The sequence below is a fragment of the Psychrobacter sp. W2-37-MNA-CIBAN-0211 genome (assembly GCF_040309405.1).
Classification (GTDB): Bacteria; Pseudomonadota; Gammaproteobacteria; order Pseudomonadales; family Moraxellaceae; genus Psychrobacter; species Psychrobacter glaciei.
This window is the reverse complement of record NZ_JBEOOU010000006.1, coordinates 74,708-99,293: the sequence shown is the minus strand read 5'-3', so window position 1 is coordinate 99,293 and position 24,586 is coordinate 74,708. Positions and strand designations below refer to the sequence as shown.

At 44.0% G+C, this 24,586-nt stretch carries 20 protein-coding genes and 2 riboswitches; of the genes, 12 read left to right on the top strand and 8 right to left on the bottom strand.

Translation table 11 applies throughout. From position 1 onward, the window contains the following. The first annotated feature begins 206 nt into the window (after positions 1-206). From sppA to AAEY72_RS08040, 3 genes are all read left to right on the top strand, one after another. Complete coding sequence (gene sppA / locus AAEY72_RS08050) at positions 207-1,262, top strand: signal peptide peptidase SppA (protein ID WP_352310154.1); 1,056 nt, start codon at positions 207-209, stop codon at positions 1,260-1,262. 243 nt (positions 1,263-1,505) lie between these two features. Beyond that, entirely contained in the window at positions 1,506-2,396 is an 891-nt protein-coding gene (locus tag AAEY72_RS08045; protein WP_010199629.1) for an alpha/beta fold hydrolase, read from the top strand. A gap of 91 nt (positions 2,397-2,487) precedes the next feature. Next, positions 2,488-3,279 carry a CPBP family intramembrane glutamic endopeptidase gene (locus AAEY72_RS08040; protein WP_352310153.1) on the top strand — a complete coding sequence of 264 codons (792 nt, stop codon included), beginning with the start codon at positions 2,488-2,490 and terminating at the stop codon, positions 3,277-3,279. A 68-nt stretch (positions 3,280-3,347) separates the two neighbouring features. Here the strand turns inward: AAEY72_RS08040 and dusA are convergent, their stop codons facing one another. From dusA to AAEY72_RS08025, 3 genes are all read right to left on the bottom strand, one after another. Then, entirely contained in the window at positions 3,348-4,319 is a 972-nt protein-coding gene (gene dusA / locus AAEY72_RS08035; RefSeq protein WP_352310152.1) for a tRNA dihydrouridine(20/20a) synthase DusA, read from the bottom strand. A 108-nt stretch (positions 4,320-4,427) separates the two neighbouring features. Then, positions 4,428-5,732 (bottom strand): MFS transporter, encoded by a 1,305-nt coding sequence (locus AAEY72_RS08030; protein ID WP_352310151.1) that lies wholly within the window; start codon positions 5,730-5,732, stop codon positions 4,428-4,430. A gap of 225 nt (positions 5,733-5,957) precedes the next feature. Then, positions 5,958-7,601 (bottom strand): phospholipase D family protein, encoded by a 1,644-nt coding sequence (locus AAEY72_RS08025; RefSeq protein WP_352310150.1) that lies wholly within the window; start codon positions 7,599-7,601, stop codon positions 5,958-5,960. Between the two features lie 409 nt (positions 7,602-8,010). Here AAEY72_RS08025 and AAEY72_RS08020 point away from each other — a divergent pair, with 409 nt between their 5' ends. The 4 genes from AAEY72_RS08020 to AAEY72_RS08005 all read left to right on the top strand — a co-directional run bounded on the left by AAEY72_RS08020 (position 8,011) and on the right by AAEY72_RS08005 (position 11,912). Then, the gene (locus tag AAEY72_RS08020) at positions 8,011-9,285 is read left to right on the top strand and encodes an O-succinylhomoserine sulfhydrylase (RefSeq protein WP_352310149.1); all 1,275 of its coding nucleotides are present in this window, start codon (positions 8,011-8,013) and stop codon (positions 9,283-9,285) included. Between the two features lie 109 nt (positions 9,286-9,394). After that, positions 9,395-9,724, top strand: a complete 330-nt coding sequence (locus tag AAEY72_RS08015; RefSeq protein ID WP_189584573.1) for a YbaB/EbfC family nucleoid-associated protein — start codon at positions 9,395-9,397, stop codon at positions 9,722-9,724. A 117-nt stretch (positions 9,725-9,841) separates the two neighbouring features. Then, positions 9,842-10,435 (top strand): recombination mediator RecR, encoded by a 594-nt coding sequence (recR, locus tag AAEY72_RS08010; protein ID WP_010199654.1) that lies wholly within the window; start codon positions 9,842-9,844, stop codon positions 10,433-10,435. 151 nt (positions 10,436-10,586) lie between these two features. Further along, positions 10,587-11,912 carry a ribonuclease D gene (locus tag AAEY72_RS08005; protein WP_352310148.1) on the top strand — a complete coding sequence of 442 codons (1,326 nt, stop codon included), beginning with the start codon at positions 10,587-10,589 and terminating at the stop codon, positions 11,910-11,912. On the opposite strand, the gene AAEY72_RS08000 is transcribed toward AAEY72_RS08005, so the two are convergent. The 5 genes from AAEY72_RS08000 to gcvT form a co-directional block, all read right to left on the bottom strand. Next, entirely contained in the window at positions 11,902-12,591 is a 690-nt protein-coding gene (locus AAEY72_RS08000) for an esterase/lipase family protein (RefSeq protein ID WP_352310147.1), read from the bottom strand. The two genes, AAEY72_RS08005 and AAEY72_RS08000, sit on opposite strands and share 11 nt — an antisense overlap. Positions 12,592-12,811: 220 nt before the next feature. Then, positions 12,812-15,709, bottom strand: a complete 2,898-nt coding sequence (gene gcvP, locus AAEY72_RS07995; RefSeq protein WP_352310146.1) for an aminomethyl-transferring glycine dehydrogenase — start codon at positions 15,707-15,709, stop codon at positions 12,812-12,814. 62 nt (positions 15,710-15,771) lie between these two features. Continuing rightward, positions 15,772-16,530 carry a nitroreductase family protein gene (locus AAEY72_RS07990; protein WP_189584601.1) on the bottom strand — a complete coding sequence of 253 codons (759 nt, stop codon included), beginning with the start codon at positions 16,528-16,530 and terminating at the stop codon, positions 15,772-15,774. Between the two features lie 295 nt (positions 16,531-16,825). Then, on the bottom strand, positions 16,826-17,206 hold the full coding sequence (gcvH, locus tag AAEY72_RS07985; protein ID WP_010199661.1) for a glycine cleavage system protein GcvH: 381 nt from the start codon (positions 17,204-17,206) through the stop codon (positions 16,826-16,828). 69 nt (positions 17,207-17,275) lie between these two features. After that, positions 17,276-18,448 carry a glycine cleavage system aminomethyltransferase GcvT gene (gene gcvT, locus AAEY72_RS07980; RefSeq protein WP_352310145.1) on the bottom strand — a complete coding sequence of 391 codons (1,173 nt, stop codon included), beginning with the start codon at positions 18,446-18,448 and terminating at the stop codon, positions 17,276-17,278. A gap of 168 nt (positions 18,449-18,616) precedes the next feature. Beyond that, a riboswitch (glycine riboswitch) is annotated at positions 18,617-18,780 on the bottom strand. A 54-nt stretch (positions 18,781-18,834) separates the two neighbouring features. Further along, a riboswitch (glycine riboswitch) is annotated at positions 18,835-19,006 on the bottom strand. A 237-nt stretch (positions 19,007-19,243) separates the two neighbouring features. Between gcvT and AAEY72_RS07975 the strand changes: the two genes are divergently transcribed. The 5 genes from AAEY72_RS07975 (at position 19,244) to AAEY72_RS07955 (ending at position 24,508) form a co-directional block, all read left to right on the top strand. Continuing rightward, a complete protein-coding gene (locus AAEY72_RS07975) occupies positions 19,244-19,564 on the top strand; it encodes a YcgL domain-containing protein (RefSeq protein ID WP_010199666.1) in 321 nt (106 codons plus the stop codon). Between the two features lie 270 nt (positions 19,565-19,834). After that, positions 19,835-20,479 carry a hypothetical protein gene (locus AAEY72_RS07970; RefSeq protein WP_201593495.1) on the top strand — a complete coding sequence of 215 codons (645 nt, stop codon included), beginning with the start codon at positions 19,835-19,837 and terminating at the stop codon, positions 20,477-20,479. A 354-nt stretch (positions 20,480-20,833) separates the two neighbouring features. Continuing rightward, complete coding sequence (locus AAEY72_RS07965; RefSeq protein ID WP_352310144.1) at positions 20,834-21,697, top strand: AAA family ATPase; 864 nt, start codon at positions 20,834-20,836, stop codon at positions 21,695-21,697. 81 nt (positions 21,698-21,778) lie between these two features. Next, positions 21,779-23,002: a vWA domain-containing protein gene (locus tag AAEY72_RS07960; protein ID WP_352310143.1), complete on the top strand. Its 1,224-nt coding sequence runs from the start codon at positions 21,779-21,781 to the stop codon at positions 23,000-23,002. Between the two features lie 309 nt (positions 23,003-23,311). Beyond that, on the top strand, positions 23,312-24,508 hold the full coding sequence (locus AAEY72_RS07955) for a globin domain-containing protein (RefSeq protein WP_352310142.1): 1,197 nt from the start codon (positions 23,312-23,314) through the stop codon (positions 24,506-24,508). The last annotated feature ends 78 nt before the right edge of the window (positions 24,509-24,586 follow it).

The following is a 24,586-nucleotide window of genomic DNA, read 5'->3' as shown; positions in this document are numbered from 1 at the left end:
ATTCTAAAAATCATCTTAACCGTAGCAGCGTTATAATATGGTGATATTTCACGGTTACACTCTTGAACCATAACCGAAATAGCACCATACTTAGTACTCTATTAATATAGATGACCCCTACAGTGAGAAAATTTGATTTCTCGCTGTATTTATTTTCTATATCATCTCTTTTATCGTTTTAGACTGTTTCTGACTTAGGAAGTTATATGCCCAACTGGCCACCAGACCCTAACAAACGTTCTGACAATTCGGCAAATCAGCCAACACAGATGCCACAGTCAAGCCAGCCAAGCGGACAAGAATGGCGCCTGATTGAAAATACCTTATTGGCTAGTGTGGTTGAGCAGCGCCGCGCTCGTCGCTGGAGTATTTTCTTTAAATTATTGACCTTTGGTTATATCTTATTGATATTTTTGACCCTTGGTCGTGGGTGTAGTAGTTCGCCAACGGGTATGGATGCAGTCGATACCAGCGCGCCGCATTTGGCCGTGGTTGAGCTGCAAGGCGTCATCAGTAATGACGATGTTGCCAATGCTTATGATGTCAATGAAGCTTTGAGAGATGCTTTTGCGAATAGTAATTCCAAAGCGGTGGCATTAGATATCAACTCACCTGGCGGCTCACCTGTACAGTCTGATGAAATCTGGCAGACTATGATGGAGTTGCGCAAAGAGTACCCAGATAAAAAGCTTTATGCTGTTATCGGTGATATTGGTGCTTCAGGTGCTTATTACATCGCTTCTGCGGCAGATGAGATTTATGTCAATCCATCAAGTTTGGTTGGCTCTATCGGTGTCATTATGCCAAGCTACAATGTCAAAGGTTTGATGGACAAGGTCGGTGTAGAAGATCGTACTATTACGGCTGGTGAGTACAAAGACATTTTAAGCTTGTCGCGCCCATTGACTGATTATGAAGAAAATCATGTCGAAAAAGTACTGGCAAATACGCATAAGCATTTTATTAATGCTGTAAAAGAAGGTCGCGGAGACCGCTTGAAAAACCCTGAGCAAAACAAACTGTTCTCAGGGTTGTTTTGGACAGGCGAGCAGTCTATTGAGCTAGGTTTGGCAGACAAGACAGGTAGTATCACAAGCCTGAGTAAGCAACTAGATCTTGATACTGTGATTAGCTATAGCCCAACTGATCCGTTCCAAATGTTTATGGATCGTTTTGCCGTGCAACTGGGTGCAGGCATTGGCTCTAGCGTTAGTCTTGATGGTTTTTTACCACAAGAAGAAGGTAACGTAAAGATGCGTTAAGCGTTTAATGTTTTAGATATACTGTGTATGATTGTTGAGGCTGGGCATGTAATTATGCTCAGCCTCAATTGTATGTAATGCTAAATAAATATCTTATTTAAGACTAAATCTTTAAGACTAAGTCGTTATCAATGTCGCGATAGCTATCAATTTTGCTATATTGGTGATATTTAGCTTAAGAATGCTATAAGGTTCAATCATTAAAAATAATATATAACATAAACCATCCCACGAGAGCCTGTTATGAGAGATGAAATAAATTTGCAGACCTTTGCAGCGCTACCTGTCTCCAAAAAAACCAATAAGCCCGTTATACATTTTGCCCATGCCAATGGGATGCCAAGTGCCGTTTATCAGCCGTTTTTTGAGCATTTAGCAGAGTTTTTTACCATTGAATATATCCCGATGTTAGGCAATACGCCTGATTATCCAGTGGATGATCATTGGCGTCGACTGACTCAACAGATTATCGACAGTGTAAAAAGCACCTGTGAGAAGCATGGCATCTCGCAAGTCGTGGCTGTTGGGCACTCGCTGGGTGCTATGTGTACGTTACAGGCGCTGTACCGTGCGCCTCAGCATTTTGCTCAGGCGGTATTAATGGATCCGCCTTGGATTTATGGCAAAGTCAGTTTTTTGTGGCATTTGGCAAAGACAGCAGACAGATTGCCTCTTATGAATAATCGTTTGATGGACAAGCTGTCACCAGCTGGCGTGTCTAAGCATCGCCGCGATGTGTGGGACAGCCGAGCCGACGCGTATGAAAAAATGCGGCATAAAGGTTTTTTTAAAAACTTTGATGAGCGTAGTTTTCAAGGATATATCGAGCACGGCTTACATGAGCGTGCGGATGGCAAGGTAACATTGGCGATTCCGAAAGCAAGCGAAGTGGCGGTCTTTCGAACCAATCCATCATGGTATTGGCTGGCACCAAATCGAGGGCCCAAAGTACCTGTCACATTGATTATTGGTCAAGACAGTATCTTTCTGAAACGCCGCTTCCCGCAGCAAATCAAATCCCGACTCAATATTCCTTATGCAACCCATGCGGGTGGTCATATGTTCCCGCTTGAGCATCCAGAGTCTGTGTCACGGCAAGTATTGGATTTAATCAAGCAACAACTCCCAACATGAATGATGCTCGCTACTTATTTAACGGCTTATATGAATAACTATATGAAGCTGTCAGGAGCATTGCTCGTTTATTTTTTTGAGTCACCGCCTTATGCCAAACCAACCTAGTGCTACTAATGACCCGTCTATAAATGCGCCCGAGCGTTTGCCGTTATTTTCACGCTTCGGTGCATTTTCAATGACCGTAGGAATGGTCATATCGTTTTTTATCAGTCAATTGTTAGGAGTATATGTTGCAGGCAAGCTGTTATTACCAGCAGCTAAAAGCTCAAGCGTGGCTGATGTATTTTTCTTTGGCAGTAATAATGGTACGGTCGTGAGTGTGTCGATCATGATTGGCGGTATCTTGCTAGTCGCCCTCATCGTTATGCTGATTCAATTAAGAGGTGGTAATTGGCAACAGTATCTAGCGCTCAAACCGTTTTCGGTAACGGTGGGTGTCGGTATGCTGGGCTTGCTATTGATATTTATGATTGGCAGTCAGGCATTGACTTACTGGCTCGATAAATCACCATTGGTATTTGTAGACCCGCTGTATCAGTCAGTCAGCTCAGTGTGGCTACTGGTGTTTGCGATGGTGATCGTTGCGCCATTATACGAAGAGCTGGTCTTTCGCGGCATAGTATGGTCTGCCATTGCTGAGCAATTCGTTGCCTCACCAAGTCAAGAGCAGCGTGGGGCGATCATTGCCAGTATTATCACCAGTTTGATATTTGCGGTGATTCACTTGCAATATGGCGTTTATGAAATCAGCACTATCGTGGTGTTGGCATTGATATTCTGCTACGCACGTGTCAAGTCTGGCTCGCTGTTACTACCAATGCTGCTACATATTGTGAATAATGGCGCAGCGATGTGGCAGTATTTAGCGCAAACAGCTTAGCTGACATGAGCGCCATACCGATGGCTAGTATGTGAACTCTATCAAACTATTGGTATATCAGGATTTGGCTATGCGTCAGAATTTAACGATAACACCTCATCTGCCGCTCGTTTAATATCATCAAGCGTTAGTTGAGGTTTGCCACTCAGTGATTGACGCCATTTTCGAGCACCTGTCAGCCCTTGAAACAATCCTAAATAATGACGCGTCATCGTGGGTAGTGCCTCACCTTTGGCGACTTTTTCTTCTAGATAAGGATAAAGCTGCGTCAAAATGTCTGAGCGCTTAGGTGCTGGCTCACCCCATAAGCTGTTGGCTTCTGCCAGTAGATAAGGGTTGTGATAAAACGCGCGGCCAATCATCACACCGTCTATATGCTGTAAGTGCGCTTGAATATCTGCAACTGTCTCAATACCACCGTTTATCTCGATATCGAGTTGTGGAAAGTCTTGTTTGAGACGATACACATCCTCATAGCGCAGTGGCGGAATGTCGCGATTTTGCTTGGGACTAAGACCCTTTAGCCACGCAGTACGGGCATGAACGATAAAACGGCTACAACCTGCAGCAGCGACTTTCTGCACAAAATCTGCCATAAACTCATAACTGTCAAAATCATCGATACCAATGCGGTGTTTAACCGTCACTGGGATATCGACAGCCGCTTGCATATGTTTGACTAAATCGGCGACAGTGTTTGGCTCGGCCATGAGACAAGCGCCAATTTTGTTATGCTGTACCCGATCTGATGGGCAACCAACATTGATATTGACTTCATCATAGCCATGCTGCTGGGCGAATTCAGCACACTGGGTCATCTCACCAATATCTGCACCGCCAAGTTGCAGGACAAGTGGGTGCTCAAGTGTATCAAAGCGTAAATGCCGAGCTCGATTGCCATGTATGAGCGCACCAGTACTGATCATTTCGGTATATAGATACGTATGTGGATTAAACAGCCGTGCAAAATAACGGTAGTCGGTGGTCGTCCAATCAATCATCGGGGCAACGGACAGTCGCTTATTGGTCATATCAACCATGGGTATTAAGCCTTAATATTTGTGTCTTAAATAAATGGATAAGGTGCAATGGATGAGACATACCATTGCACCTTAGTTTCAATCTTGATGTGGATACTGGTCAGCTATTTACGAGATCACGTGATCAATTTTTTTGTATTCAGGCAGATTATAAAAATAAAGCCCCATGATAATACCAATAAAGCCGATAAACGTAATGTATAGTGCTGGTGAGAAGCTTATTAGAGTAGTGGCATAGCCTAGACCGAAAGGTACTAATACGCCCACGATACCGTAGGTAATATTATAGCAAAAAGCCATTCCTGTGAGGCGCACATTGGTCGGAAACAATTGCACAAGGATAGCAGGTACCATACCGACGATGCCAGCGCAGAAGCCTAATAGCGCATACATGATTAATATGTAATCACCACCTGCCTGCAAATGGTAAAAGAAGGCCAGCATTTGAGCAATGAGTAGAACAGAACCAACAACTAAAATTTTACCAAAGTTCTCATGGTTAGACACCATGCCATAAAATATGCAGCCAAAAATCATAAATATGATGGCCAAACTATGAGAAAACCCAAATAGGTCACTATCTAAAGTAAAGTTTATCTCTATTAAGTCTGGTAGCAGTAGAATGACAACAGAGGTAATGCTAGAAATGACCAACGTCAGTACCATACCAACAAATATAGAATGCTTACAATGTTTAAAAAGTATGGTAAATGGTTCGCTCGCGCTAGTGCCAATTTTTGACTTGTCCAGTGCAAGAAAGAATGGTGTCTCTCCGACGAGTCGCCACATCAATAATGGCAAAAAGCTTAATACAGCGGCAACTAAGAATGGCAAACGCCATCCATAATCAGTCAACTGATCCGTCGTCATAAAGGTAGAGAGCCACATAAAGAATGCATTTGAAAATAGCACACCTACTAAAAAGCTGGCAGTGACATAGCTACAGGCTACTGATAAATATTGCCGTGGTACATGCTCTGCCACAAAAACCCAGGCCAAGGGGACATAAAGGCCATATGCCATACCCTGTATAAGCCTTAGGAAAATAAATAAAGCGGGCGCAATCCATCCCCACTGTGCATAATTGGGCAGAAACGCCATCGCCAATAAACTTGCAGCGGTCACTATCAGACTTAGCAACAATATGGGCTTTCGACCTTTTATATCGCCGTATCGACCAAAGAGGATACCACCAATTGGACGTGCTAAATAACCAACAGCAAAAAGTCCCAGCCCTTGTAGTTTAACAATTTGAGGGTTGGTGTTCGCAGGAAAAAATGCAGCCGAGATGATATCTGCCATGTACAAATAAATCAAAAAATCAAAAAACACCACAGCGCTGGTAAAGCTAATAAACAGCACTACATTTTTGTCTCTAGCAGACATTAACGCATATTGAGAACGAGACGGCATAATAGATCACGCATCCACAGAGTAAAGTGGTCATTAAGACGGTCATCGTTTGGATAACCGCTCATCATAAAAACCGGCAAATCAACGTAGATAGATAATGATTTGCCGAAACAGTAGGTTTGGGTATTTTGTGTTAATAATTTTGGTTGCAGGGGTTTGATTTAACAGAAACTAAATCCGAAATCCTGAAATTTTAAGGGTCAGTGAGTAAAAGGTCTTACGTCTTTATAGCAGCCAGTCGATTGGTAACCATGACATGATGGTGAGCCAAATGTGATCACTCATATCAACGCGTGGCTCCGAATTATAAATCACTTTTTTACCATCTTCCATGGTATGCCATTGCAAAGCGCCGCTCTCTAGCAACTTGACTTCATAAGCTTGATTTAACAAATCATCGCTGAGTGCACCGTGCAGCTGGCTTGCTAGTTCCTCATCGTTAATAATGACACCCATTTCGGTATTGATATTGGCAGAGCGCGGATCGACATTGTATGAGCCAATAAAGACTTGATAATCATCCACGGCAAAAGTCTTGGCATGTAAGCTGGTTGATGATTGGCTACGCGCTCGCCACAGCTTGTTTTCACGTTCTTCTTCGGCAGCCGTTGATTTTAGCTCGTATATTTTGACGCCTGAGCGAAGCAAGTTGGGTCGCCATTGACTATAGCCAGAGTGAACGGCAGTGACGTCCGTCGCATCAAATGAATTGGTCAAAATCTTAATATCAACACCAGATTTGGCCAGCTTGACCAAGGTATCGACACCATCTTTAGTCGGCACGAAATAAGAAGAGATGATAGTCAGCTTTTTGGTTGGGCTACCGAGCAAAGTGCGTAGCTGATGTACCAAATTGGTGTCAGTAGGAACCGTTTTGCTCAGTTTACCGACATCATCACTCAAAAACTGCATATCTGTCCAACGAAAGGGTACCCGTTTATTGATCAGATCACTGTCTATAGTAGAGTCTTTGATCGCCGCTTTATAGACCGTCAAACTGCTGCCTTCGTTATTGTCTTCGTCGAGACCGAGCTTATCCAATGCGGATAGAAAATCAGGTGTCACATCATCATCAAATTTTGCCAACGTTTCGATATCAAATGATAAAGGTGATGACCAGTAACTGGCAAAACTGTTGTCGATATCTGCGACGACTTTGCCAATAAGTAACACATCCAAATCCGCAAATTGACTGCTCTGATCATTACTCAGGTATTCGTTACCAATATTACGACCACCAATGATGGTGATTTGCTTGTCAAAGGTCATGCTTTTATTATGCATACGCCGATTGATACGCGGCAATCCTGTGACAAAGTTCAAGGTTTGAAATTTACGATGCATCAACGGATTAATAATGCGCACCGCAATGTTTGGATGGCTGGCAAAACGTAATAAATGCTGATCGAACTTCGCGCTATTATTAAAATCATCGAGCAACAAGCGCACGATAACGCCGCGTTCAGCTGCATCCCAAAGGTCTTTCAACAGTAGTTGACCGGCTTGGTCATTATGCCAAATATAATACTGTGCATCGATGTTACGTGTGGCCATATCTGTCAAGATACTGCGCGCGGCAAAGGCATTTGCCCCAGTCACTATCGGGTGATAGCCTGACAAATCAGGGTGAATGTCATTCTGCGCACTGATAGCGGATACCAAATCGATATTACTGGTGTCAGTCGCTGCAATTTGTTTAGGCTGTTGGTTGCTTTCTTGCTGATATAAAGCATTCACTCGCGCTGACAAGGCTTGGCTTTCAGGCAAATGGGGCTGTTCGGGCAAAATCTGACATCCACTCAGTCCTAAGGTCAACCCGAGTGTTAGGCTCAGCGATAAACTGCTTGGTTCTATATTTAGCATCGACATAACTGATTAACCCTAATAAGCCTTGATTTATTGAAATTTTGCTGAGTATTTTCGTTTATTTTCAAACAATAGCGATGATTATAATGCTTATAAAAATAACACTCGAGACAAAGCGTAGGACAAAGCCTAAATGGTCGCTAAGCTTAGCAGCTGTCGTCCTATCTGCCTATTATAAATACGTTATTTTTTTAGTTTATGCGCTTGACTAATCTCGCGTTTTATTCTGATTATAGACTTGGTGGTTATATCAAGACGTATTCAAAAATAATGTTTAGTAGGGCTCTGAAACCAGATGTTTGGAATAAGTTGACATGCTATGATAACGCTGACAAATGGTATCCATAATTAAAAACAAGCAGCCATTCTATTACCAACACATTTTACTATTAACAAAAGTAACGGAAGATTTATGAGTCAGTCGCAAACGCAGAATGAGAGCAAGGTGAGTAAGTTAGATCCAAACTGGCGTAACGACGCCCTAGATTTAGGGCTTGATTATGGCATGCAGACCATCGCTGTACGAGCAGGGCAACATCGCACGGATGAAGGTGAGCACTCAGAGGCTATCTTTACTACCAGCTCGTATGTTTATACCTCAGCGGCAGATGCCGCCGCTCATTTTAACGGAGATAAGACGGGCAACGTCTACTCGCGGCATACCAATCCGAGCGTGCGTACCTTTGAGCGTCGTTTGGCAGCGCTTGAAAATGGTGAGCGCGCTGTTGCGACAGCTTCGGGTATGGGTGCGATTTTGACCATGTGCTTGGCGTATCTAAAAGCAGGCGATCATCTGCTGGCTGCCAATCAGCTGTTTGGTTCATCCATCGGTCTATTCAATAATTATATGGCCAAGTTTGATGTTGAGGTCAGCTACGTTGATTGCTTCGACAATGACGCTTGGGCAAAAGCGGTTCAGCCGAATACCAAGGTTATTTATTGCGAAAGCCCTAGCAATCCATTGGCGCAGATTTGTGATATTGAGTATTTAAGTAAGCTGTGCAAAGCCAATGACATCTTATTGGTGGTAGATAATTGCTTTGCCACGCCAGCCTTGCAGCGTCCACTCGACTTGGGTGCTGATGTGGTGATTCATTCTGCAACCAAGTATTTGGATGGTCAGGGTCGAGTATTAGGCGGTGCCTTGGTTGGTAGCGATGCGCTCATGCAAGAAGCGTTTACCGTGGTACGCTCAGGCGGTATTAGCATGAGTCCGTTTAATGCGTGGGTGTTTACCAAAGGGCTTGAGACACTGAAATTGCGTATGCAAGCGCATTGTCAAAATGCCAATCAAGTGGCGGATTTCTTGGTCAATCACCCCAATGTCAGTACCGTGCATTTCTCAGGGTTGAGCGATCATCCGGCTCATGAACTGGCGACGCATCAACATCATATGAAAGGTGGTTATGGTGCTATCATGGGTTTTGAAGTCAAGCCATCTGCTAGCCTTGATTCAAAAGCCGCTGCATGGCATGTGATAGACTCAACGCAAATGGTTTCTATTACTAATAATTTGGGCGATGCCAAAACCACGATTACCCATCCAGCGACGACTACCCACTTTCGCTTGACCGCTGAGGCGAGGGCAGAAGCAGGCGTCAAAGATGGTCTTATTCGTCTGTCTGTCGGTTTGGAAGATGTAGAAGATATCATTAAAGATTTGGCGCGTGGTTTAGACAGTTTGTAAAGATAACGGTATAATCACCGTTAACGCATAAAATTTACGTTATGATTTACGTTAATAAAAATTACTCATTACTATATTACTCATTACTATAAAAGACAAAGAGGCAATTATGAATATTCAAGCATTGATGCAACAAGCCCAAACGATGCAAAAGAAAGTCGAAGCAAACGTTGAAAATGCTAAAAAAGAGCTAGGCAATAAAGAAGTTCACGCAGAAGCGGGTAGTGGTCTGGTAAAAGTCACCATGACGGGTCGCCATGTGGTTAAGCGTTTGACCATTGATCCAAGTTTGCTTGAAGATGAGCCAGATATGATCGAAGACTTAATCGCTGCTGCTATCAATGATGCGGTGCGTCAAGCGGATGAGCTATACGAAGAAACCATGGCTGGCGCGACCTCAGGTATGGGTCTGCCACCAGGTATGCAAGGTATGTTTTAAGCGTTAAATACTTCATACTTAAGACAAAAATGGGGTTGTTATCGACACGATACGACCCCATTTTTATAGCTACGGTTTATAAATTAAGTTAAATTAAGTTAAATAAAGGAAGATGCTTTGCTGACAGCCAAATTTGATCAGCTGGTCAAACAGCTGCGTATTTTGCCGGGTGTGGGTCAAAAAAGTGCCCAACGTATGGCGCTGCATTTGCTTACCAAAAAGCGCCCACAAGGCATGGCACTCGCCCAAGCACTTGATGAGGCGATGCGTGATATCGTCGAATGCCAGCGTTGTCACAGCTTTAGTGATGAGGTCGTTTGTCCGCTGTGTCAAGATCCAAGGCGTGATGATGGCCTATTATGCGTGGTCGAAACGGCGGCAGATGTGATGGCTATCGAGCAAACGGCAGGTTATCGTGGACGCTACTTTGTTTTAGGTGGTCACTTATCACCGATTGATGGGATTAGTGCCGACGACTTAAACATCGATCAGCTAGTATGGCGGGTTAAGCAAGAGCCTGTTGAAGAGTTAATATTAGCGACTGGTACAACTGTCGAAGGGCAGACCACCGCACACTTTATCAGCGAAGCGGTCAGTCGTCATGTCAATAAAGTCACACGTTTGGCGCAAGGCGTACCGATGGGTGGCGAGCTGGAATACCTTGATAGTATGACCCTTGGACAAGCGATGCAAAATCGTTCATTCCTATAGCAATTTTATAAGTTCTCTATAAAACCCAAATCTTGCCCATTTTATTTTATGAACTTGTTATAATTGCTTAATTGCCACTATTTTTCTCGTTTTTTTTTATTAAAACGCAGTTTGGCGTTTTCTTTCCCCCTATTTATGCAGGTATCTGCCCGTGTCTAACCATGTTCCAACCGCTTCAAGCGCTGCCACCCAATCAAACCTTGCAGACAACGCTGCTGCTATTGACGATTCATCAAAGCAATCAGTTAATACTGAAATAGCGTCAGCAGCTGTGCCGCCTGAACCAAATATCGATGCATTATTGGATATTGCGGATGAAGTTGCCATCACGTGGGTGCGTGAGCAAGATGGTTTGGCTGAAGTTATCGATGCATTGGCGATTTGCGGACGAGTGGCATTAGATACCGAGTTTATCAAGCGCGATACTTATTACCCGCGCTTGGCACTGGTACAGCTAAATACAGGCAATCACATCTATTTACTAGATGCCCCACAGTTGCAACTGGGTGATTTTTGGCAAGCGCTCAGTGAAGTTGACGTGGCGATTTGGCATGCTTGTGGTGAAGATTTAGGGATTTTTTATCTATTGTCTGGTTGCCCACCGTTGACCAATATTTTTGATACGCAAATTGCGTTGTCTTATTTGACGGGACAGTTGCAAATGGGCTATCAGCAGGCGCTTGATGATCAGTTAGATATGCATATCGATAAAGAACAAAGCCAATCAGATTGGTTACAGCGTCCGCTCTCAGATGAGCAAGAGCAATATGCGATTGATGATGTACGCTTTTTGCCAGCGCTTTACTTGAGCCTCGAATACGAGCTAAAAAAGCAAGGACTGTTTGAATATGTATGGGCGGATTGCCAGCTTTATGCCAGCGATTTGTACGACGCTCAGCATGTTGAAGACGAAGCGATGTACCTAACGATGGCTGATTATCGCTATAACTCGCAGCAAATGGCGATACTCAAAGGAGTGGCGACGTGGCGAGAAGAGCTAGCGCGTTCGACCAATCAGCCGCGTACTTTTGTGATTAAAAAACAAGCCGTACGTGAGATTATCACTGAAAAACCGAGCAATATGCGAGAGCTTGCGCACAAAACCACGATGCATCGCAGTATGTTGCGCCTATACGGCGAAGAGCTGCTTAAGGTAATAAAAGAGGCAAAAAACCTGCATCCTGCTGAATATCCAGACTGTCTATTGCCGCCGTATCGCTCAAAAAATAAAGTGCTGTCAAAAGCCGTGCAACAAGCGATTGATGAGCAATCAGAAGCTATTGGTGTACCTGCTAATGTATTGATGCGCAAAAAATGGCTAGGGCAGCTGTATGAAGTGATTGCGTTTGATAAAGACCTAAGCGAGCTACCAGAAGGCTTAAAAGGCTGGCGCAATGAGTGGGTGATACAGACTTTGATACCTGTAATTAACAAGCACAAAACCGAATTGCAGCAGGGTATGGGTATCAATGTTTAAGTTTTTTATGCTCAAACTGTCCATGTTGTAAAAAATATATCACTTGTGTGGTGACACCTTTATCGACCAGCATCCCAGTATGCGAAACTGGTAAAACAATATGATCAGTGGCTGCCTCTATTTTGGTTTCTTCTATATATACTGTGCCATCGTGTAGCAGATGTTCTGCTGATGGCATATTGTCTGCTTTACGCAGTTTACGGTTATGATACTGCAAAAATAACTGCCCCAATCCATACGGACGATTTCCTGCAATCACGCCCAAGGTAATATGTGCTGGTAATGGTGGGACTGTTCCATCTAAAGCATCGACATATGAGCGTCCTACTACAGCGGGGCTTAAGCGCCAGATATAATCTGCACAAACACTTCCTACATGCGGTGTCCCAAGCGTCACGCAACGTCCAATCTGCCACTTGGGATACTGAGTGACGAAATCACGAATAATCAAACCACCCAAACTATGACCGACCAAATCTATCGGCTGATCAGGCTGATGATGCTTTTCTAGCCAAGTATTAAGGCCTGCGCTATTGGTTTTGATGCCATCACGCATACTGCGGTAGCTATATTGATGGGTATCGAAGCCTGCTGCTTGCAGGCGCTTTGCCAGTGGTCGCATGATCCAAGCGGTTTGATGCAGACCATGAATCAGAATAACGCGGTTTTTTTGTTGCATAGTAAGATCCAAGTAATTGCTTCAAAAATTTACGGCTTCAAAGATTTAAGATAAATATTTTGTTATCGGTATAAGCCTTTATTTATCACTTATCCATTAATAATGTTACCTGTTAATTTGATAGATAAAAAGTAAGCAAAATAAAAACCTCCAAATCAGCTACTGACTTGGAGGTTTGTTTTTCTATAAAAAGCTACTTATGATTTATCGAAGACTTCGATTACAGATAGTTTTCGATACTTGGGCACGAACACATCAGATTTTTATCACCATAAGCATCATCGATACGAGCAACGCTTGGCCAGAATTTATGAGCGCGTACATAAGGCAATGGGAATGCGGCAACATCACGGCTGTATGGATGCGTCCACTCGCTGCTGGTGATCATAGAAGCGGTGTGCGGTGCATTGACTAGTGGATTGTCTTCTAGCGTCCAATTGTCTTCGCCTGCTTTGGCTTTCATCGCTTCGGCTTTGATAGATTTTAGCGCACTGATAAAACGATCTAACTCTTCTTTTGACTCAGACTCAGTTGGCTCAATCATCAACGTACCTGAAACTGGGAAGCTCATGGTTGGTGAGTGGAAACCATAATCCATTAAGCGCTTGGCAATATCGCTTTCGCTGATACCAGTTTCATCCTTTAATGGACGAATATCGATGATACATTCGTGCGCGACGCGGCCGTTTTTACCAGCGTATAAAACAGGGTAGTGATCTTTTAGCTGAGCGGCGACGTAGTTGGCATTTAACAGCGCCAGTTCAGTGGCTTTAAGCAAACCATCACGGCCCATCATGGCAATATACATCCACGAGATTGGCAAGATGCTGGCTGAGCCATAAGGCGCTGCCGATACAGCTGAACAGTCTTTTTGCGCATTATGCACAGGGCTTAAGGTATGGTTGGCCATAAATGGTGCTAAATGTGCCTTCATACCGATAGGACCCATGCCAGGACCGCCACCACCGTGTGGGATACAGAAGGTTTTGTGCAAGTTCATGTGTAATACATCTGCACCAACATCCGCAGGCTGCATCATGCCGACCTGCGCATTCATATTCGCGCCATCCATATAGACTTGGCCGCCATGCTTATGAATCAAATCACAAATATGACGGATGCCTTCTTCGAACACGCCATGCGTCGACGGGTAGGTGATCATCAAGGCACCTAGGTGCTCGCTATGCTCTTCACATTTAGCGGTCAAATCTTCGATGTCGACGTTACCGTTTTCATCGGTTTTAACCACGACGACTTTCATACCCATCATCATGGCAGTCGCAGGGTTGGTACCATGCGCTGACATTGGAATGAGACAAACATCACGGTTGGTCTCGCCCAATGATTCATGATAGCGGCGAATCGCTAGCAGACCAGCATATTCACCTGAAGCGCCAGAGTTTGGCTGCATCGACACATCATCAAAACCAGTGATGGCTTTAAGTTGATCTTGTAGACTATCAATCATCGCAATGTAGCCAGTGACTTGATCGCGCGGTGCAAAAGGATGCACATTGGCAAACTCGGGCCACGTAATCGGTATCATTTCACTGGTTGCGTTCAATTTCATGGTACAGCTACCCAATGAAATCATACTGCGATTCATCGCCAAATCTTTGTCTTCAAGCGACTTTAAATAGCGCAGCATCTCATGCTCGGTATGATGCGAGTTAAATACTGGATGGGTTAAGATGTCATCGGTACGCAAATGTGCGCTATCAAGTGACAGGCTGGCAGTCTCAGGCAAGTCATGTGATTTACTGACGAATAGCTGGGTTAACACCGTAAAGTCATGCTGGTCGCTGATTTCACTAAAAGCGACACCCAGTTTGTTATCATCTAGACGCCATAAGTTATAACCAACATTATCGGCATTTGCAAAAATTTGCGTCGCCAGTTTTTCTGAACCGCAATCGACAACGACGGTATCAAAGAACTGATCATGTACTACGCTTAGACTGCTATCGTTGGCTTCTGTAATGACATTAGCAAACGCTGTGGCAAAAGCATGGATACGAGTGGCAATACGCTTTACGCCACCTGGACCATGATAAACGGCATACATACCAGCGAGGTTAGCCAGCAATACTTGTGACGTACAGATATTTGAGTTGGCTTTTTCGCGGCGGATATGCTGCTCGCGGGTTTGTAATGCCATACGTAGGGCGGTATTACCTTGCGAATCTTTTGAGACACCAATGATACGACCAGGTGCTGAGCGCTTGGCTTTATCAGAGAATGCAAAGTAGGCGGCATGAGGACCACCAAAGCCCATTGGGATACCAAAGCGCTGAGTGCTACCTAACGCGACATCTGCGCCCATATCCGCTGGTGATTTTAACAGCACCAAGCTCATGATGTCGCTGACGACGCTGACATAAGTTTTGTTTTTCTTAACTGCAGCGATAACGTCAGTTAAATCTTTAACATCGCCTTCAACACCGACGTACTGGAAGAGAGCGCCAAAATAATCACCAGATTTGGCGGTTTCAAAATCACCAACGACGATTTCCCAACCAAAGTACTTAGCACGAGTATTGATAACGTCTAACGTTTGTGGATAAACACGATCATCAACGAAAAACTGCGTTGATTTACTTTTGCTTACCCGCTTAGACATCGCCATGGCTTCAGCGGCGGCTGTTGCTTCGTCAAGTAACGATGCGCCAGCCATTTCTAGACCCGTTAAATCGATACAAACTTGCTGGAAGTTAAGCAAAGCTTCTAGACGACCTTGGGCGATTTCAGCTTGATACGGCGTATAAGCCGTATACCAACCTGGATTTTCAAGGACATTACGCTGAATGACCGCAGGCATACGCACAGGCGAATAGCCTTGGCCGATGTAGCTTTTATTAACGGTGATATTATCTGCCATGGCGCGCAATTTAGCCAACGCTGCATGCTCACTCATTGCCAATGGCAAATCTAAGTCTTTGTGCAAGCGTACGGGCTCAGGCACCGTATCATTGATAAAACTCGCCATGTCTTTATAACCAATTTTGCTGAGTAAATCAGCTTGTTTGGTCTCATTTGAGCCTAAATGACGATAGACAAATTCAGCTTCGTTGAATAAACCTTGAAAGGTATCAAACGTCGGGTTTTGAGAAATAGTCATGACAATCCTTGGTTAAGGGAGTAATAAAAGGGTTTATTTAAATAGAGTAATATGGCGATGCATTAAACGTAATGTACAAATTGCTTTTGATCAAAGCGGAACTGGCTGTTGTAAATGCCATTGTCGGCGCGTTCGCCAGCACCAATCATCATGATAATGTGCTGATCATTGCTTAAGCCTAACAAGCGCTTCATGGCAGGCTCATCGAAGCCACCCATCGGACAGCTATCAAAGCCGTGCGCGCGTAGTGCTAGCATAAGATTTTCGGCAGCAAGTGCGGTATTGTTGGTCGCCCAGTTTTTGGTGTCTTCAAAAGTATAGTAAGGCGATTTAATAGGCCCTTTTACCCGTCTGACGACTTGAGTTGCGCTCCATTTAGCCGCTGATACGACGTTCGCAGGTCCACGTAAAAAGTCCATGGCAACGACTTTGGTATAATAGTCTTTAACTTTCTTTGGTACTGGCGTCTCAGGATACTCACGTAAGATCTGCTGAGCGTGGTCGTGCCAAATGTCAGTACGGGCGACGACTGCGATCAAGCGCGCTGCTGTTTTTGCTGCGTTTTGATTCATGCAGTTTTTGACGGTACGTTTGCGCTTATCAGCATTGTCAATCACATAAAATTCCCACGGCTGTAGATTGCTTGAGTTCGGCGCTAGCATGGCCAAACGCAGACAATCTGCTAACACATCGTCAGGTATCGGCGTGTCAGTAAAACGACGGACTGAACGACGTGACTCGACCACCTCACGAAACGCTTGCAACTGCGGTGTGTGTTCGGGTGTGGCAATGTTATCGTTGTTATCAGAGTTGGAAGTCATATTAAGATCCATGCTGGGGATTAAGTGATTAATTTGCTTATTACCGATGGCAGATTTTTTGTAGACCAAGTCAAATAGATAAGGCAAATACATTAACGAGCGTATGGGGTAATAACATTGAGTAACAATCTTTCATGGCAGTATGCGTATTTAGCACAGTTGCTGGATATTTTGAAATGATAAGTGCGTCTAAAATAAAGCGTACAGATACCAGTTAGCACCAGTATCTGTCATGTTTTCATGTCATATGACTATCGAATATAAGCTAAATATTGATTACAAAATAAAGCTTGGACTATAGATCGTTTTCGTACTCATCAGCCGTCATTAGTGCTTCGTAGTCAGCGATGTTGTCAGGCTTCATTCTAAAGAACCAACCTTCGCCATATGGGTCAGAGTTGATAATTTCTGGATCTTCTTCTAGCGCTTCGTTAATCTCAACCACTTCACCTGAGATCGGGGCATAAACGTCAGAGGCGGCTTTTACCGACTCAACGACTGAGATTTCGTCATCAACGGCGATGATGTCACCCACGTCAGGAAGTTCAACAAACACCACGTCACCAAGCAAGTCTTGAGCATGGTCTGTGATACCGACAGTGATTGTACCGTCGTCTTCTAGACGTAGCCATTCGTGGCTGGCAATGTATTTTAGTTCTGCTGGGATATTACTCATGGTCTCTCTCCTAAGTGATAGAGGATGGTTAACAAAAAAAGTGAAAGCTAATAATAGAGTTTATAATGCCTATGAGTCAAACTGCTGCTTGCCATTACGGACAAACGGTAACTTGAGAACGCGTACATCAACGAACTTGCCTTTGCCACGTAGATCAACTTGGACATTATCATCCTCTGATACGCTGGCAGGAACACGGGCAATCGCAATCGAGTTTTTTAGACTAGGGGAGAATGTACCACTGGTAATAATGCCAGTCTGCTCATTGTCTGAGCCTTGATTGATGGTGACCGTCATGCCTTCACGCAACACACCGCGCGTCGTCAATAGGAGACCCACTTGCTTCATGGCCGTATTGTCGTCTTTTGACTGCTGGCGTTTGCTAACCAACGCTGCACGACCAACGAAGTCGCGCTCATCTTTTAGCGCGAGCGTCCAGCCCATATTACATTCGTAAGGGCTAATGGTTTCGTCCATATCGTGACCATAGAGGTTCATGCCCGCTTCCATACGCAAGGTATCACGAGCGCCAAGACCCGCTGGTTTTACACCATTGGCTTTTAATAGCTCAAAGAACGCTGGTGCATCATCGCCATGCATGATCACTTCGACACCATCTTCACCAGTGTAGCCAGTACGAGCGACGAACCAATCAGCGCCTTCGATATCAGTCAAGTCAGCACCGACGAAAGGTTTGAGTTCAGCTAACGTTTCTGCCCAGCTTGGTTTGGCTTGTGCCAGTTTTTCGACCGCATGTGGCCCTTGAACTGCCAGCATAGCAAGCTCTGGACGCTCAGTGATGGTGATGTCAAAACCTTCTGCGACTTTATTGAACTGCGCCATATCTTTATCGCGAGTGGCGGCGTTTGAGACAATACGATATTCGGTTTCATCTGCATTCATAAGATAAACGATCAAATCATCGATAACGCTGCCTTGCTCGTTTAGCATGCCAGAATACAGCGCTTTGCCAGCAGTCTTGAGTTTATTGACATCATTAGCGAGCAGTTTTTGTAGCCATGCCTTAGTGTCAGCGCCTTTAATATCTGCGACAACCATATGTGAGACATCAAACATACCGGCGTCAGTACGTACCGCTTCGTGCTCTTCGATTTGTGAACCATAATGAATCGGCAATTCCCAACCAGAAAAATCCACTAACTTGCCTTCACTATCAACGTGAGACTGGTAAAGGGGCGTGCGTTTAGGGGCTGAGGTATTGATGTTTTGAGAGTCGGTCATAACAAATCCTTATGTGTACATTAGTCATACTCGGTAGAGTAATGAGCGATGCGCAGTATCATAGTAGCGAGAAGCAACGTTGCAGGGTGCAAGCATTGCAACCAAGGGTAGCACAGAAAAAAAAGATAAAGCCGCCAGCCAAACAGACGCTGAACGTCAGTTTAAGCAAAAGCCCTATCTGTCCTGTAACCTGAGATTTTCAACACGAACCATCACTGTTAGTTTCTAAAGCATAAGCTTCAAAAAATCAAATCAAATCAAATGATGTCGCATTTTCTCCCCTTCGGTGGGTAAGACGTCGTCCGTCCTTACCGCTCTCCAGATTTGTTATGCCCTATGTTTGGATGTGCTACGCGATTGACGGTAGACAGCGAAACAGTCGTGACATGCGTTTTTCAGTCCTTTTACCTGAGCGATTGGCAGGGTGGATGCGCCTTCGGTGGTCGTGTAGCAATTATATACGTCGTATGACCAATGCGGTTTGATACGATATTTTTTATGTTATAACTATATATTATAGTATAACTATGCTCACAAACTCTCTCCTGAAAAACGCTTTTATTATGAAAGGTTCAGGGCGCTTTTACAAGTCATCAACGCCATTAAAATGGATAATTTCGGCAAAAGTGCCTGTTTGTGAGGATAATTATGCACTTCCGCGATAAACCGAGTACCTTTATTGCTGTTTTATCATCTGAGTTTTAGAGCGGTTGCTTATATCAAAACGTAAAGCAACTACTGAAATTTGGCTAAATTATGCTAACCTACGCCTATAGTTTCTGACAGGTGGTTTTTATGCATTGTGATATTTATAAATTTTCTAAACATGACGGCATGTATGTCTATATTGCCCGCCCTGATTATCCTGATGACACTGACGAGATTAAGGACTGGCTGGGTGTGCTACCAAAAGACTTCCGCGCAAGCTTAGGTCGCAGTAAATTTGTGATGCATCTGGATTTGGCAACCACGCCAACGCTTGCACGTGTTGATAAAGAAGAGGTGCTCGCAAAATTACAGTCGCAAGGGTATTTTGTACAAATGCCACCGCAAGACGTTATGCGCCGCCAAGCGGAATTACGTGCGCGCGAGGCACAAGACAACATTTACGATTGATACGTTTTTTTGAAAAATTTTCTTGATAGCTATCTCTTTGATATGTTGAATAAAAGCCACTAAGAAAAAGTTTACGACACATTTGCGCTCATGCATTTTGGTAGAAAGTCATGATAAACTAGCAGGCTATCAATGAGTGATGAATGGCAAGGTGAGTAGTTTTGTCTCCAAGGCTTCTTTCGATATTATGGTTCGTTGAAATAGCACACTGTCTATCATTAAGCGCAACAACGCGACGCACAATTTATAAACGCAGGTAATTACACACGCATGGACTGGTTAAAAGGTATTATAAACAGCTTACCGCTGGAAGCCATTAGCGATATTCTCGGTGAGATTGCTATTTGGTGGGGACAGCTGGTAAAAGACGTGCCACCCGCAGACTTACCAATGTATGCGTATCTTGGTGGTGTCGTTATTGTGTTGGTATTGTGGTTGTTGGTCGCTCGTATGCTGCCGCGACCGTTGGGTGGTATGAGTTGGATGATGTTGTTTGCCGTGTTGTTGGCACCTGGCACTGCCCTTAGCGACCCAAGTGTGATTGCACCGGCCAGTATCTCTGTGGTCTATGCGATTATGATGAAAGACACAGCTGGCGCGATTACCAACATGTTACCGATATTGGTTGTCTTGGTATCAGGCTTGTTTATTGGCTTTGTTTGGCAGCTTATTCGCGGTGCGTTTGAGTCAAGTCTAGACAAAGCGCGCAGTCGTACCGCAGAAGATACGCAAGCGACCATGCAGCTGACGACGGGCAGTTATTTGACAGAAAACGCGACTTTGATGGATCCGCCTACTGTCGCTGAGCAGTCTAATAAAACGCCTTTAGCGGCTAATCCTAAAGCAGATATTAGCTTAAAAAAAGACAGCAGCTTAGCTAAGCAACCCGATGTTGAAAAGCTTGATAAGCGGTAAAGTGATATCAGAAAAGTGATATCAAAATTTTGCTAGAGGTGATTGGGTCTTTGCTTTAGGCTTATGGTAAGTACAATCAAAGCCGCTATGAATAAGAGACACTGTTAATAGATAAAAGATATTATGAATAAAAAAAGACACCATGCGTGTCTTTTTTTATGAAAAAACGTTTTATGATTGAGAGAATAAATAGTTAAAAGGCGCTTCCTATATATATTGTTTATTAGCAATTGCGAACGCATGAGTATTTTGGCAATCAATCATGCTGTGCTAATCTAAATGATTATTTATTTGCCATCGATTGCTTTTAGGCTCTTGATAGCCTTAATCTATAACAATAACTGAGACTTGATTATGACCACGACTGATAAAACGAAGAAAAGCTTTACCGGTACGCAAAACTATATAGCCACTGACGATTTGCAGCTGGCGGTTAACGCAGCGATGACGTTACAAAAGCCTCTCCTGATTAAAGGTGAGCCGGGTACTGGTAAGACGTTATTGGCAGAAGAAGTGGCTGAGAGTTTGGGTATGCCGCTGATTACGTGGCATATCAAATCAACCACCAAGGCGGAGCAAGGTCTGTATGAATATGATGCGGTCTCGCGCTTACGTGATTCGCAGTTGGGTGATGATAAGGTGTATGAGATTGGCAACTATATCAAGCCCGGTAAGCTATGGGAGGCCTTTACCAGTAACGAGCGTAGTGTGCTATTGATTGATGAAATTGATAAAGCCGATATCGAGTTCCCAAATGACTTGCTACATGAGCTGGACAAAATGTCTTTTTATGTCTATGAGACAGGTGAGACCATTACCGCGGCACAGCGTCCAGTGGTTATCATCACCTCGAACAATGAAAAAGAGCTGCCTGATGCTTTCTTGCGTCGTTGCTTCTTCCATTATATTGACTTCCCAGAAGAAGAAACCATGCGTCAAATCATCGACGTTCATTTCCCTAATATCCAAGAAAAACTGGTCAATGATGCGCTCGATATTTTTTATAAGCTGCGTAATGTTCAAGGGCTTAAAAAGCCGCCATCAACGTCTGAGCTTGTCGATTGGTTAACTTTGCTACTGGCTGATGATATGGCACAAGCAGAGCTGGAAGAAAACTTACGCGGTGAAAAATCTATTCCGCCGTTATATGGTGCGCTGCTCAAAAATGAAGCCGATGTGAGCTTGTTGCAACGCTTTGCTAATATGATGCGTCGTTAAGCAACAGACCATTTGTCATGATTGAAGTTAATAAGACGGCTTCATTCGTCACCATATCAGCCAATAAGCGATGCGACTCTTATGTTTATCAAATTGTTCTATACCTTACGTACTTACGGTGTGCCAGTCAGTACGCGCGAGCTGCTTGATCTAAATGCTGCGCTAGATAAAGGGCTGATGATGCACCCGCATCCTGAAGATCCAGCATTGACTACCTTTGCCAGTCGCGAAGACATGTATCGGTTGATTCGATTGTGCATGGTCAAAGACGAGCGCCATTTTGATAAGTTTGATCGGGCAATGGCAGATTATTTCGAGGGTGTCGACAGTCTGGATATGGATGAGCTATTGTCTAAGCTCACAGACGTGCCCAAAGAATGGTTAGATTTAAAGCTCGATCCAAAAAATCTGACCGAAGAGCAGCGCCGATTGCTGAAAAAATACGGCTCGTTAGAGGAGCTGATGAAAGCCTTAGAAGAGCGTCTCAAGGAGCAAAAAGAGCGTCATCAGGGTGGCAGTAAATGGGTTGGCACTGGCGGTACGTCACCATTTGGTGCCTATGGTGACCATCCAGAAGGGGTGCGCGTTGGCGGTGAGTCGCGTAAGCGTAGCGCGGCTAAAGTCTGGGAGCAGCGTAAATATCGTAATCTCGATGACGACAGTCAGCTTGGCACCCGTCAGATTCAGATGGCGTTACGGAATTTGCGCCAGTTTGCTCGTACTGGTAGCGCGGATGAGCTAGACATTCATGAGACTATCAAACGCACCGCCAAAAAAGGCGTGCTCGATATCCATATGCAAGCGGAGCGTCGCAATCGCGTCAAAGTATTGATGCTGTTTGATGTTGGCGGCAGTATGGATATTCATGTCGAAGCTCTAGAAAAGCTGTTTTCGGCGGCCAGAAATGAATTTAAAACTTTAGAGTTTTTTTACTTTCATAACTGTCTGTATGACTATGTCTGGAAGGACAATAACCGTCGCCACAGTGCGCCGATGCCAACGTATGAGCTGCTCAACAAATACGGTCGCGAGTATCGTGTTATCTTCGTCGGTGATGCCTCAATGTCGCCATATGAGCTGATGACAGTAGGCGGTAGCGTTGAGTATATGAATAATGAGGCGGGTATTGTTTGGTTGAAGCGGGTACTTGATCATTTTGATAAAGTGGCTTGGCTGAATCCTGAAGCGCCTTCTTACTGGCAATATACCCAAACCATCGTTGAGATCAAAAAATTAGTGGATCATAAGATGTATCCGATGACGTTGCATGGCGTAGAAGAGATGACCAATTATTTAGCGCGGTAATTTTGGCGTTTTCACCAACTTGTAAAACCTATTGATTCCTATGTTTTTGGATAATAGCAGCCGTTATGACAGCATAACGGCTGCTTTTTTGGCTAAAAATCAGCTTTATAGCAATGCGGCATTGGTATGCTCAGTAAAATATGATAAGATTCATTTAAAATGAATGTTATAGATAGGTTGATGGCTTTAACAAAGCTTGACGACAGAATTTTAAACTTTGTTGGCGCCACTTATTTAAGTCCTTTATTTTAAAATCTCTATCTTCCATTTTTAAACTGATCAATACCATCATTTATTAAGAGAAATAACATGGCCTCACCAAAAACGTTAGAAATCGTCACCGCAACTGTTCCCGTCCTTGAAGAGCATGGAACGGCAATCACCACGGTATTTTATAAAAACATGTTTGAAGAGCATCCCGAGCTGTTGGATATATTTAACGAAACCAATCAAAAATTGGGCCGTCAACAGACGGCTCTGGCGACGACCGTATTAGCCGCTGCTAAGCACTTGGATAAATTGGCGACATTATTGCCACAAGTCACCCAAATCAGCCATAAGCATCGTGCTTTACAAATTTTGCCCGAGCATTATCCCATCGTTGGTAAGCACTTAATCGGTGCAATCAAGGAAGTATTGGGCGAGGCTGCCAATGACGATATCATCGATGCTTGGACAGAAGCTTATGATGAGATTGCCTCAGTATTTATTCAGATTGAACATGGCATGTATAAAGAGGCGATGTGGCAGGGTTTTGCGCCTTTTACAGTGACTAAAAAGATAGCAGCCGCTACGGATATTGCTGCTTTTACAGTTGTGCCAGTCAATGATAATGCAGAAAATCATCAAGAGATCGACCTGAGCAAATTGACTTTAACCGCAGGTCAGTACATCACGGTGAAAACAGACCCAAAAGACAGTGACCATGTTGCGCTACGTCATTACTCTTTGTATTCCGCTAGTACCGATACAGGCATTCAGTTTGCAGTCAGACGCGACAATCGCAATGAGCATCATGGTTTGGTCTCTAACTATATGCACGACCAATTAGAAGTGGGTGACACAGTTCTATTATCGGCACCAGCGGGCGACTTTGCGCTCAAGCAAGATTTGGTACAGCAGAGTGAGATTCCGCTGGTATTGATGAGTGCGGGTGTTGGTATAACCCCTGTGCTATCTATGTTAGAGGCACAAGTATTAGCCAATCCAAAACGTCCTATTATCTGGGTTTATGCTTGCCAAAGTGAAGCGCATCATGCTTTTAATACCGAAGTAAATAAGCTATTAAAAAAGGCTGAGACTGTAGAAAAGCATGTCTTCTATTTTGAGTCGGGACAATTATTAGATGAGGCATGGCTTGTTACCTTGCCTGAGCCTGCTGATATTTATGTCTGTGGCTCGATGCCATTTATGGAAAGTATGATCGATGGGCTAGTGACGTTAGATCACGGTGTCGATAGTGTCCATTACGAACCGTTTGGTCCCAAGATGAGTCTGGGCGGCTAGTTTTTAGCTATTGACTGTTGCTAATAATAAAAAAAGCACTTGGATGACAAAGTCGTCTCAAGTGCTTTTTATGCGACA

What these genes read in the sequence shown, in the direction of transcription:
- sppA (WP_352310154.1), top strand. Translation starts at nt 207, where the DNA reads ATGCCCAACTGGCCACCAGACCCTAACAAACGTTCTGACAATTCGGCA.
- AAEY72_RS08045 (WP_010199629.1), top strand. Translation starts at nt 1,506, where the DNA reads ATGAGAGATGAAATAAATTTGCAGACCTTTGCAGCGCTACCTGTCTCC.
- AAEY72_RS08040 (WP_352310153.1), top strand. Translation starts at nt 2,488, where the DNA reads ATGCCAAACCAACCTAGTGCTACTAATGACCCGTCTATAAATGCGCCC.
- dusA (WP_352310152.1), bottom strand. Translation starts at nt 4,319, where the DNA reads ATGGTTGATATGACCAATAAGCGACTGTCCGTTGCCCCGATGATTGAT.
- AAEY72_RS08030 (WP_352310151.1), bottom strand. Translation starts at nt 5,732, where the DNA reads ATGCCGTCTCGTTCTCAATATGCGTTAATGTCTGCTAGAGACAAAAAT.
- AAEY72_RS08025 (WP_352310150.1), bottom strand. Translation starts at nt 7,601, where the DNA reads ATGTCGATGCTAAATATAGAACCAAGCAGTTTATCGCTGAGCCTAACA.
- AAEY72_RS08020 (WP_352310149.1), top strand. Translation starts at nt 8,011, where the DNA reads ATGAGTCAGTCGCAAACGCAGAATGAGAGCAAGGTGAGTAAGTTAGAT.
- AAEY72_RS08015 (WP_189584573.1), top strand. Translation starts at nt 9,395, where the DNA reads ATGAATATTCAAGCATTGATGCAACAAGCCCAAACGATGCAAAAGAAA.
- AAEY72_RS08000 (WP_352310147.1), bottom strand. Translation starts at nt 12,591, where the DNA reads ATGCAACAAAAAAACCGCGTTATTCTGATTCATGGTCTGCATCAAACC.
- gcvP (WP_352310146.1), bottom strand. Translation starts at nt 15,709, where the DNA reads ATGACTATTTCTCAAAACCCGACGTTTGATACCTTTCAAGGTTTATTC.
- AAEY72_RS07990 (WP_189584601.1), bottom strand. Translation starts at nt 16,530, where the DNA reads ATGACTTCCAACTCTGATAACAACGATAACATTGCCACACCCGAACAC.
- gcvH (WP_010199661.1), bottom strand. Translation starts at nt 17,206, where the DNA reads ATGAGTAATATCCCAGCAGAACTAAAATACATTGCCAGCCACGAATGG.
- gcvT (WP_352310145.1), bottom strand. Translation starts at nt 18,448, where the DNA reads ATGACCGACTCTCAAAACATCAATACCTCAGCCCCTAAACGCACGCCC.
- AAEY72_RS07975 (WP_010199666.1), top strand. Translation starts at nt 19,244, where the DNA reads ATGCATTGTGATATTTATAAATTTTCTAAACATGACGGCATGTATGTC.
- AAEY72_RS07970 (WP_201593495.1), top strand. Translation starts at nt 19,835, where the DNA reads ATGGACTGGTTAAAAGGTATTATAAACAGCTTACCGCTGGAAGCCATT.
- AAEY72_RS07965 (WP_352310144.1), top strand. Translation starts at nt 20,834, where the DNA reads ATGACCACGACTGATAAAACGAAGAAAAGCTTTACCGGTACGCAAAAC.
- AAEY72_RS07960 (WP_352310143.1), top strand. Translation starts at nt 21,779, where the DNA reads ATGTTTATCAAATTGTTCTATACCTTACGTACTTACGGTGTGCCAGTC.
- AAEY72_RS07955 (WP_352310142.1), top strand. Translation starts at nt 23,312, where the DNA reads ATGGCCTCACCAAAAACGTTAGAAATCGTCACCGCAACTGTTCCCGTC.